The organism is Curtobacterium sp. NPDC087082 (genome assembly GCF_044745045.1).
GTDB lineage: Bacteria > Actinomycetota > Actinomycetes > Actinomycetales > Microbacteriaceae > Curtobacterium.
Map to the genome: position 1 here is coordinate 125,855 of NZ_JBIUZN010000007.1, position 10,295 is coordinate 136,149.

The 10,295-nt window shown below is 70.9% G+C and carries 10 protein-coding genes and 1 rRNA gene; 1 reads left to right on the forward strand and 10 read right to left on the reverse strand.

What is annotated here, in order from left to right; all coding sequences use genetic code 11:
• Window positions 1–30 precede the first annotated feature (30 nt).
• The 9 genes from ACIPEP_RS17410 to ACIPEP_RS17450 all read right to left on the reverse strand — a co-directional run bounded on the left by ACIPEP_RS17410 (window position 31) and on the right by ACIPEP_RS17450 (window position 8,617).
• Window positions 31–612: a DUF1349 domain-containing protein gene (locus tag ACIPEP_RS17410; RefSeq protein WP_402717948.1), complete on the reverse strand. Its 582-nt coding sequence runs from the start codon at window positions 610–612 to the stop codon at window positions 31–33.
• Complete coding sequence (locus ACIPEP_RS17415) at window positions 609–1,184, reverse strand: NUDIX hydrolase (RefSeq protein WP_070417897.1); 576 nt, start codon at window positions 1,182–1,184, stop codon at window positions 609–611. Before ACIPEP_RS17415 ends, ACIPEP_RS17410 begins: the two co-directional genes overlap by 4 nt.
• Before the next feature lie 128 nt (window positions 1,185–1,312).
• On the reverse strand, window positions 1,313–3,028 hold the full coding sequence (locus ACIPEP_RS17420) for a CTP synthase (protein WP_070417896.1): 1,716 nt from the start codon (window positions 3,026–3,028) through the stop codon (window positions 1,313–1,315).
• A gap of 173 nt (window positions 3,029–3,201) precedes the next feature.
• Complete coding sequence (recN, locus tag ACIPEP_RS17425) at window positions 3,202–4,896, reverse strand: DNA repair protein RecN (RefSeq protein ID WP_402717949.1); 1,695 nt, start codon at window positions 4,894–4,896, stop codon at window positions 3,202–3,204.
• Entirely contained in the window at window positions 4,893–5,819 is a 927-nt protein-coding gene (locus ACIPEP_RS17430; protein ID WP_070417894.1) for an NAD kinase, read from the reverse strand. The genes recN and ACIPEP_RS17430 overlap by 4 nt, the downstream gene beginning before the upstream one ends.
• Window positions 5,816–6,661, reverse strand: a complete 846-nt coding sequence (locus tag ACIPEP_RS17435; protein ID WP_229085522.1) for a TlyA family RNA methyltransferase — start codon at window positions 6,659–6,661, stop codon at window positions 5,816–5,818. The genes ACIPEP_RS17430 and ACIPEP_RS17435 overlap by 4 nt, the downstream gene beginning before the upstream one ends.
• Window positions 6,654–6,863 (reverse strand): hypothetical protein, encoded by a 210-nt coding sequence (locus tag ACIPEP_RS17440; RefSeq protein WP_402717950.1) that lies wholly within the window; start codon window positions 6,861–6,863, stop codon window positions 6,654–6,656. The genes ACIPEP_RS17435 and ACIPEP_RS17440 overlap by 8 nt, the downstream gene beginning before the upstream one ends.
• A gap of 10 nt (window positions 6,864–6,873) precedes the next feature.
• Complete coding sequence (locus ACIPEP_RS17445) at window positions 6,874–7,875, reverse strand: HAD-IIA family hydrolase (RefSeq protein ID WP_402717951.1); 1,002 nt, start codon at window positions 7,873–7,875, stop codon at window positions 6,874–6,876.
• Between the two features lies 1 nt (window position 7,876).
• Window positions 7,877–8,617: a hypothetical protein gene (locus ACIPEP_RS17450; protein WP_070417891.1), complete on the reverse strand. Its 741-nt coding sequence runs from the start codon at window positions 8,615–8,617 to the stop codon at window positions 7,877–7,879.
• A 195-nt stretch (window positions 8,618–8,812) separates the two neighbouring features.
• On the opposite strand from ACIPEP_RS17450, the gene ACIPEP_RS17455 reads away from it, so the two are divergent.
• Complete coding sequence (locus ACIPEP_RS17455; protein WP_402717952.1) at window positions 8,813–9,826, forward strand: hypothetical protein; 1,014 nt, start codon at window positions 8,813–8,815, stop codon at window positions 9,824–9,826.
• A 139-nt stretch (window positions 9,827–9,965) separates the two neighbouring features.
• On the opposite strand, the gene rrf is transcribed toward ACIPEP_RS17455, so the two are convergent.
• Window positions 9,966–10,082 (reverse strand): 5S ribosomal RNA (gene rrf / locus ACIPEP_RS17460).
• Between the last annotated feature and the right edge of the window lie 213 nt (window positions 10,083–10,295).

The following is a 10,295-nucleotide window of genomic DNA, read 5'->3' on the forward strand; positions in this document are numbered from 1 at the left end:
CCCCACGAGGCTAGCGCCGCTCGGGGAGCGTCAGTGCAGCGACCCGTCCGGCTCCCCCACGCGGAACCCGGTGAAGGCGACGGTCAGTCCCGCGCGGGACGGTGCCGCGCAGAGCAGCCCCGCCGACACGTGGACGTCGGGGTCGAGGTACGCCACCCGCACGAGCCGCGGCGGCTCGTCGTCCGCCCACGCCCGGATCGTCACGGCATCGCCGTCGCGGCTGGCCCGGACCGTGACGACCCGACCCGTCCACTCCGGCACGGGGGCCACCGACCAGTCCGACGCATCGCGCGTGACGACGGCCCCGACCTGGGGCGTCCCGTCGGCGAACTCGACGCCGGCCTTGATCCAGTTCCGCTCGTCGACCCGCAGGAACACCCCCGCCTGGTCGAACTGCTCCGTGTAGTCGAGCACGAACGACACCTCGACCGAGAACGCCCCGTCGACCGGGCGGAGCAGCGCGTGCTCGGAGTCGTGCACGAAGCCGTACGAGGTCGTGCGCCAGGCGTCACTGCCCTCGACGGCCGTCACCCGCAGGACCTCGCCGTCGAGCGTGGCCGCAGCGGGCTCGTGCGTCCACTGCCCCTGGTCGAGCAGCGCCGCGAGGCTCATGCGGCACCCCGCTCGAGCGCGTCCACCGCGAGCACGGCCACGACGAGCCCGGAGTTGTGCAGCCGACCGTCGAGGATCGCCTCCACCAGCTCGGCCCGGGGCACCCACCGCTTCACGATGTCGGCCTCTTCGGCTTCGCGGTCGAACGCCGTGGCGGTCGCGCGCACCCCACGGGCGCGGTAGATCTGCAGGAACTCGTCGCTGCCGCCGGACGAGGTGTTGTAGGTGACGAGGGGCTCCCAGTCGTCGGCCTCGAGGTCGGCCTCCTCCGCCAGCTCGCGCTGTGCCGCGGTCAGGTGGTCCTCGCCCGCCATGTCGAGCAGCCCCGCCGGCAGCTCCCAGTCGCGCATCCGCACCGGGTGCCGGTACTGCTGGATGACGAGCACGCGGCCCTCGTCGTCCTCGGCGTAGACCGCGACGGCACCGGTGTGGTCGATGTACTCCCGCACCATCGTCTCGTCGTGGTACGCGATGCTGTCGCGGCGCACGTCCCAGACGGCGCCCTCGTACACGACGGTGGACTCGGTGACCTCGAACGAGGCGGGTTCGTCAGCGATGGGTGCGTCAGTCACGCGACCATCCTGGCACTGGCGCGCCCCGCTCGGCGGCAACGCGAAGCGTTGCGCGGGGCGCGCCGACCGAGCCTGCGAGGGAGGACGGTGCCAGCTGGCACCGCGCCTCCAGTCAGAGACCACTCGCGTTACGCGACCTGCTCCTCTTCCTGCGGGTCGAAGAGACTCGACGCCTCGTGCCGCTCGATCGCGGCACCGACGAGCCCCGCGAACAGCGGGTGCGCGTCCGTCGGACGCGAGCGCAGCTCGGGGTGCGCCTGCGTGGCGATGTAGAACGGGTGCACCTCGCGCGGCAGCTCGACGTACTCCACCAGCGTGCCGTCGGGCGACGTGCCCGAGAACACCAGTCCGGCGTCCGCGATCTGCTCGCGGTACTTGTTGTTCACCTCGTAGCGGTGACGGTGCCGCTCGGACGCCTCGGGGGCCCCGTACAGCGATGCCGCGAGCGACCCCTCGGTGAACGTCGCCGGGTAGAGGCCGAGGCGCATGGTCCCGCCGAGGTCACCGCCCGCGATGATGTCCACCTGCTCCGCCATGGTCGCGATGACCGGCGTCGAGGTCTCCGGGTCGAACTCGGTGCTCGACGCGTCGGTCAGGCCGACCTCGTGGCGGGCGTACTCGATGACCATGCACTGCAGGCCGAGGCACAGGCCGAGCGTCGGGATGCCCTGCTCACGCGCGAACCGCAGTGCGCCGAGCTTGCCCTCGATGCCGCGCACGCCGAACCCGCCGGGGATGCAGATGCCGTCGACGTCGCCGAGCTGCTTCGCCGCACCCTCGGGCGTGGTGCAGTCGTCGGACACGACCCACTTCAGCGTGACCTTCGCGTCGTGCGCGAAGCCACCCGCACGGAGCGCCTCGGTGACCGACAGGTACGCGTCCGGCAGGTCGATGTACTTGCCGACCAGGGCGATCGTGACGTCCTTCTTCGGCTCGTGCACGGCACGCAGGACCGGGGTCCACGAGGTCCAGTCGACCGGCCCCGCCGCGAGCCCGAGCGCGTCGACGATGACCTGGTCGAGGCCCTGGTTGTTCAGCAGCGTCGGGAGGTCGTAGATCGACGGCACGTCCACCGCGTTCACCACGGCGTCCTCGTCGACGTCGCACATCAGCGCGATCTTCTTCTTGTTCGAATCCGACACCGGACGGTCGCTCCGCAGGACCAGCGCGTCCGGCTGGATGCCGATCGAGCGGAGTGCGGCCACCGAGTGCTGCGTCGGCTTCGTCTTCTGCTCACCCGAGGCGTTCATGAACGGGACGAGCGACACGTGCACGAAGAACACGTTGTTGCGGCCGAGCTCGTGGCGGACCTGCCGCGCCGACTCGATGAAGGGCTGGGACTCGATGTCGCCGACCGTGCCGCCGACCTCGGTGATGATGACGTCGGGCTGCGGGTCGTTCTGCGCCTGCTCGCGCATCCGACGCTTGATCTCGTCGGTGATGTGCGGGATGACCTGCACGGTGTCGCCGAGGTACTCGCCCCGACGCTCCTTCGCGATCACCGTCGAGTAGACCTGGCCGGTCGTGACGTTCGCGGACTGCGACAGGTTGATGTCGAGGAAGCGCTCGTAGTGCCCGATGTCGAGGTCCGTCTCCGCGCCGTCGTCGGTCACGAAGACCTCGCCGTGCTGGAACGGGTTCATGGTGCCCGGGTCCACGTTGAGGTACGGGTCGAGCTTCTGCATGACGACCTTGAGGCCGCGAGCCGTGAGGAGGTTGCCGAGGCTGGCCGCCGTCAGGCCCTTGCCGAGGGACGAGACGACCCCGCCGGTCACGAAGATCTGCTTCGTCACCTTCGGGGTCGCGTTCGAAGAATTGGTTCCGCCGCTGAGAGTGTCCGCCACGGGATTCCATCGTACGTCAGAACTGCCAGGAGGCGCGACCTCGGTTCGCCGTGGGCGTTGCGTCGGGCGTGTGGCCGGGTCTCCGGGCCGTGGTCGCGCCGTGCGGCCGGGTCCGCCACCCGGTGCGAGGCGGGCGCGAGCCGCGCCTCCTGGATCGGCGTGCGGCGACGCGATCAGGCCTGCTGGCCGGCGACGTCGAGCAGCTCGCGCGCGTGCTCCATGCCGCTGGCGCTGTCCCCGAGCCCGGAGAGGAGCCGCGCCATCTCCTGCAGACGGTCCTCGCCCTCGAGGCGACGGACGCTCGACGAGGTGACCGCCCCGCTGGCGTCCTTCACGACGTTGAGGTGGTTGTTCGCGAACGCCGCGACCTGCGCCAGGTGCGTCACGACGATGACCTGCGTGCGTTCCGCGAGCTTCGCCAGACGACGACCGATCTCGATCGCCGCCGCGCCGCCGACACCGGCGTCGACCTCGTCGAAGACGAACGTCGGCACCGTCGTGCTGCCCGCCATGACCACCTCGATCGCCAGCATGACGCGGGAGAGCTCGCCACCCGACGCACCCTTGCCGATCGGCCGGGGGTCGGTACCGGAGTGCGGCTGCAGCAGGGTCGACACCTGGTCGCGGCCGTGGCGCCGGTAGTCGCCCGCGTCCGAGACCTCGACCACGAGGGTCGCCCCGGCCATCGCGAGGGACTTCAGCTCGGCGGTGACGCGCTTGGCGAGGTCCTTCGCCGCCTTGGTCCGTGCCGTCGTCAGGGCCGCGGCGGCACCGGCGAGCGTCTGCTCGTCCTGCTCGACCGCCTGCTGCAGCGCCACGATGCGGTCGTCGTCGCCGTCCAGTTCGAGCAGCCGATCACTCGCGCGCTGCCCGTAGGCGATCACGTCGTCGACGGTCTCACCGTACTTGCGCGTGAGGCCGGCGAGCAGGGCCCGCCGCTCGTTGATGAGTTCGAGGTCGTGGCCGGCGTCGGGCTCGAGCGAGCCGAGGTAGCTCGACAGGCTCGCGGAGGCCTCGGACGCCTGGATGCCGAGCTCCGTGAGCTGCTCGAGCACGGGCTGCAGTTCGGCGTCGGACGCCGCGACCCGCTCGATCGCCCGCCGAGCGGACTCGACGAGGCCCACGACGTCCTGCACGCCGTCGAGCGACTCGCTCGAGAGGGCTTCGTGCGCGAGGCCCGCGGACAACCGGAGTTCTTCGAGGTTCCCCAAGCGCTCGGCACGGTCGGCCAGCTCGACGTCTTCGCCGGGCTGCGGATCCGCCGCTTCGATCTCGTCGGACGCCGCGCGGATGCGTTCGGCCTCGGCCACCCGGTCGTCACGGTCACGGGTGAGGGTCTCGAGCTCGCCGGTGTGCTGCTGCCAGGTGTCGTAGGCCCGCACGTACGCCGCGAGGACCTTCTCGAGCGCCGGACCGCCGAAGCCGTCGAGTGCGGCACGCTGCGCGGTCGCCGAAGTCAGCCGGATCTGGTCCGACTGTCCGTGCACGGTGACCAGCTGGTCCGCGAGCTCGCCGAGCACCGCGACGGGAGCACTGCGACCGCCGACGGTCGCGCGGCTGCGACCTTCGGCGGAGACCGTGCGCGTCAGGATGAGCTCGCCGTCCTCGACGGTGCCACCGGCGTCCTCGACACGTTCGGCGACGGCGTCGTGCTCGGGCACGTGCCAGCGCCCCTCGACCACGGCGGTCGACGCGCCGCGGCGGACGGACCCCGCGTCAGCACGGGCGCCGAGGAGCAGCCCGAGCGCGGTCACGATCATCGTCTTGCCCGCACCGGTCTCACCGGTCACCACGGTGAAGCCGGGGCCGAGCTCGAGCGTGGTCTCGCCGATGACCCCGAGGTCGGAGATGGAGATCTCCTCGATCACAGGGTGTCCTCGTCGTCCTGCTGCGGGCCGCGCCACCCGGCGACGGGGAGCTGGAACTTGGCCACGAGCCGATCGGTGAACGGGGCGTCCTTGAGGCGGGCCACACGCACCGGGTCCGGCGAGCGCCGGACCTCGACGCGGGCACCCGGAGGGAGGTCGTGCGTGCGTCGACCGTCGCACCACAGGACGCCGACACCGCTCGTGCGACGCAGCACCTCGATCGCGAGGGTGCAGTCCGGGCCGACCACGATCGGCCGCGCGAAGAGGGCGTGGGCGCTCAGCGGCACCATGAGGAGCGCGTCGACGTCGGGCCAGACGATCGGCCCGCCCCCGGAGAACGAGTAGGCCGTGGAGCCGGTCGGGGTCGACACGACCACACCGTCGCAGCCGAACGACGACAGCGGGCGGCCGTCGACCTCGGTCACGACCTCGAGCATGCGTTCCCGGGAGGCCTTCTCGATGGTCGCCTCGTTCAGCGCCCAGGACGAGTAGACGACCTCGTTGCCGACGACGACGTCCACCTGCAGGGTGACGCGTTCCTCGACGTGGTACTCGCCGGACAGGGCTCGTTCGACCGTCGCCCGCAGCCCGTCCCGCTCGCTCTCGGCGAGGAACCCGACGTGTCCGAGGTTGACGCCGACGATCGGGGCGCCCGTCCCGCGCACGAGCTCGGCCGCGCGGAGGATCGTGCCGTCGCCACCGAGCACGATGACGATCTCGAGCTGGTCGGCCTGGACGTCGACGCCGAGGATGTCGACCTGCCCGACCGAGGCTTCGGCGCGGCGGATGTCGGCGTACTCGTCGAACGGCATGACCGGGACGAGACCGGCGGCGTGCAGGAGGTCGCAGACCTCGACCGCAGCGTCGATCGAGTCGCGGCGGCCCGTGTGGGACACCAGGAGGATGTGCCGGTCGTCGCTCATGCCGTCCCTTCCGTCAGTTCGGTCGCCCGGACGATCCATTCTGTCGGATTGGTGCCGACATCCCGCTGGAAACGCGCCAGGTACTCGTGGTTGCCGTGCGTGCCGACGATCGGCGACGCCGCGAGCCCCGAGGTGCCCAGACCGAGGTCCCACGCTGCCCAGAGGACGTTCATGAGCGCGTCGTTCCGGAGCGCCGGGTCACGGACGATGCCCTCACGGACACCACCGCGGCCGACCTCGAACTGCGGCTTCACGAGCAGGACGAAGTCGTCGGCGGGGACGGACTCGACCAGCGCCGGCAGGACGAGTCGGAGCGAGATGAACGACAGGTCCCCCACCACGAGGCTCGTCTCGGCCGCGGCGGGGTCGAGCGCGAGGTAGGCCTCGGCCGTGAGGTTGCGCGCGTTCGTGCCCTCGACGACGGCGACACGGGAGTCGAGCGCCACCAGGGGGTCGAGCTGCCCGTGCCCGACGTCGAGCGCCACCACGCGTCGTGCACCGCGGCTCAGGAGCACCTGGGTGAACCCTCCGGTACTCGCACCGACGTCGAGCGCGACACGGTCCGACGGATCGACGCCGAACGTGTCGAGCGCGCCGAGGAGCTTCAGCGCAGCACGTGACACCCATTCGTCCGCACCCGCGACGTGGATCGGGGCCGATGGCCGCACCGGCGCCGACGGCTTGACGATCGCGGTGCCGGCGACGGTCACGCGGCCGTCCTGGATCAGTTTCGACGCTGCCGTGCGGGACTTCGCGAGCCCGCGGGAAGCGAGGAGGGCATCGAGCCGGACGGGCCGTTCGTCCTGCAGTGTCTCGTCGCCGTTGCCGTGCTCGTCAGGCACTCGTGCTGCCGCCGCTCTCGAGACGGGTCCGCAGTTCGTCGTGCAGCGCGGAGAACGCATCGGCGCGCTCGGCCAGCGGCAGCGATTCGGCCGCGGCGGTGCGCTGCCCGAAGCCGTCCGTCACGGCATGGTCGTCCGTCCGCACCTGGTCCGGATCGCCCGGGCGGGCGTCACGCTCGGGGTCCCGCTCGTCGTTCGACACCTCGGTCACGCTACTCGCCGCCGTACAGCTTCGGGTCGACGTCGAGCCCGTAGATCGCGAGCCCGGACTCCCAGATGAGGGCGGTCCCGGCGCGGAGCAGGTCGATCGCGTCGCCGTCGTCGAGCACCCGCACGACGTGGCCGCGCATCGCCACCGTGACGGCACCGACCGTGGCGTAGCGGGTACCGTCCGGGTCTTCCCGCCGGATGGTCACCGGGTAGGGCTCGGACAGGCCACGGAGGTCGTCGAGGATGTACGTGGGACGCGAACGCTGGTCGGCCGCGAGCACCTGCTTGGCCTTGTCGATCCCGGTGAGGACGAGGACGCTGGGGATCCCGGCGTCGTTCGCGCCCTTGATGTCCGTGTCGAGGCGGTCACCGATGAACAAGGGGTGCTCACCACCGAAGCGCGCGAGGGCTGCGTCGAAGATCGGCCGCTCGGGCTTGCCGGCGACCACGGGCATCCGACCGACGGCCTGGTGCACGGCGGACACGAGCGTGCCGTTGCCGGGCGCGATGCCGCGCTCGACCGGGATCGACCAGTCCATGTTCGTCGCGACCCACGGCACGTCCGGGTCGGCCAGGGCGAAGGACGCCTCGGCGAGGTGCGTCCACCCGAGGTCCGGGGAGAACCCCTGGATGACCGCGGCCGGCGAGTCCTCGGCGCTGGACGTCACGGTGAAGCCTGCTGCCTCGACGATGCTGGTCAGCCCCAGACCACCCGTGACGAGCACCGTCGCGCCCGCCGGGACGAGCGTCTCGAGCAGCCGGACGCCCGCCTGCGACGAGGTCACCACGTCGTCCTCGGACACCTCGAGCCCGTACCGCTCGAGGTGCTCCGCGACATCGACTGGTCGGCGCGATGCGTTGTTCGTGATGTAGCCGACGCGGGCGGTCAGGGAGGCGCGGGTCAGCGCCTCGACCGCGTGCGGAATCGCGTTGCGGCCGCGGTACACGACGCCGTCGAGGTCGGTGAGGACGACGTCCACACCGTCCGTCGGCGGCTTCGGCACGTCAGTCGGCTGCGGACCCGTCGACGTCGGAGGGGTTGTCGTCGTCGATCTCGCCGGGCTCGTCTCCGGCCGGCTCGTCGTCGTCGGGCTCGTCACCGAGGGGCTCGTCGGCGAGCTCGGCGTCGGGCTCGTCGTCGACGGCTCCGGCGAGCTCGTCTGCGGGTCCTTCGACTTCGAGCGTTTCCTCGACCACATCAACTGTCTCCCAAGCGTTCTCGTCGGCGACCTCGGCCAGGGCCGCTGCCGCACGATCGACACGGGCCCACCACTCGTCGGCCTCGTCCTGCCGGCCGAGCTCCTCGAGCGTGGCCGCGTAAGCACTGTAGAGCGCCGGGGACCAGCTGTAGGCAGTGGACGGGTCGAGCTGTGGAATCTCCAGCTCGCCGAGTGCGGCTGTGGGATTCCCGAGGTCGAGGCGCGCACCGGACATGGCGATGGCGAGCTCGACCTGCACGGCCGTGTCCAGCGCCGCGCGGTCGACGGACCGGCCGAGCTCGAGCGCCCGCTCGGGACGGCCGAGCCCACGCTCGCAGTCGACCATCATGGGCAGCTGGTCGTTCCGGCCGGAGATGCGTCGGTAGGTCCGGAGCTCTCGCAGCGCCGTCGCGAAGTCACCGAGGCGGTACGCGGTGATGGCCGCCGTCTCACGGACGACGCCGACCCGGCCGGCTCGACGAGCCGCGCTCAGTGCGTGCTGGTTCGCGGTCTCGGGGTCCTCGTCGACCAGGAGTGCCGCGGCCACGAGGTGACGGGCGACCCAGTCGGCGTTGTCCTTGCTGAGGGTCTTGAGCTCCGCCCGGGCGACCTTGTCGAGATCGCGTGCCTGGATGTCCTCGGGGATCTCCGGGTCCTCGTGGCGGGGGCGGATCGACTTGGTGCCGTAGGGGTCGCGGTCCTCCCAGTCGTCCCGAGAGGCCTCGCCGAACCGCGCACCGGCGTGACGGCTGCCGTCGCCGAAGCGCTGACGATCGTCGCGGCCGCCGCGGTCACGGTCCTGGCCCCCGCGGAACGGACGGTCCCCGTCACGACGGGGTCGGTCGCCGTCACGGGCGGGACGGTCCGAGCGGAACGGACGATCCCCGTCACGACGGGGTCGGTCGCCATCACGAGCCGGACGGTCCGACCGGAACGGGCGGTCGCCATCACGAGCGGGACGGTCCGACCGGAACGAACGGTCACCATCACGACGCGGACGGTCATCGCCACCACGGAACGGGCGGTCACCATCGCGACGCGGACGGTCGGACCCCCCACGGAACGGACGGTCGCCATCACGAGCGGGGCGATCGGACCGGAACGGACGGTCACCGTCACGAGCCGGACGGTCCGACCGGAACGGACGGTCACCGTCACGACGCGGACGGTCATCGGCACCACGGAACGGACGGTCACCATCACGACGCGGACGATCCCCATCGCGAGCCGGACGATCCGAACGGAACGGACGGTCACCATCACGACGAGGACGGTCGGAACCCCCACGGAACGGGCGATCCCCGTCACGAGCAGGACGATCCGAGCTGCGCGGACCGTCACCACGAGGAGGACGACTCGAGTCGTCACGGTCACCACGCCAGGCGGGCCGCCGGCCACCATCGCGGAACGGACGATCGCCGTCCCGGTAGGAGCGCGCCCCGTCACGGGACGAACCAGCATCCCGAGCAGGACGATCCCCATCGCGCCGGGGAGCGTCGCGCCGGGGAGCATCGCGCCGGTCGCCCTCGCGGCGCTCGAAGTCGCGCGGCCCGGACGACCAACGGTTCCCACCGTCGCGCCGAGGGGACCGGTCGCCATCGCGGCCTCGTCGGTCTCCACGATCGCCGTCGTTCCGCCGCTGATCGTCGTCGTTCGCCACCGTTGCTCCTCATTGCGTGCCCGAGCGCTCGCCCAGGCCATCGTCCGCTGTGTCGTTGTGTGTGTCGGCGCCGCACTGTCCCGCCCGTACGCGTGAACCCAGTCCATCACGAACGAGCGCACGAGTCGAGCGAGGTGCGGCATAAACAGAAGTAGCCACCGGCCTCCCGAGAACGAGGGTCTCCCCTACGAGTTCTCGATGGAGGGCCGATGGCCACATCTTCTTACTAAATTGAGTCCGGCGGCGTCCTACTCTCCCACAAGGTCCCCCTTGCAGTACCATCGGCGCTGAGAGGCTTAGCTTCCGGGTTCGGAATGTGACCGGGCGTTTCCCTCTCGCTATGACCACCGGAACACCTTCGACCCAATCGCTTGGAAGTTCGAAAGCTGTTCCGCGCATGCGCGGTGTTCAGTTTCTTGTTCCCGATCGTCTGTCGGGAACCACAAAGTGGACGCGAGCCCCACACCCGAAAGTGTGGGAAATAGTTGTGTTGTCAAGTCTTCGGCTTATTAGTACCGGTCAGCTCCACGGGTCGTTAGTCCCCGCTTCCACATCCGGCCTATCA

Bases quoted from the DNA above. Each gene is read 5' to 3' on its own strand.
- ACIPEP_RS17410 (WP_402717948.1), bottom strand. From the start codon at position 612: ATGAGCCTCGCGGCGCTGCTCGACCAGGGGCAGTGGACGCACGAGCCC.
- ACIPEP_RS17430 (WP_070417894.1), bottom strand. From the start codon at position 5,819: ATGAGCGACGACCGGCACATCCTCCTGGTGTCCCACACGGGCCGCCGC.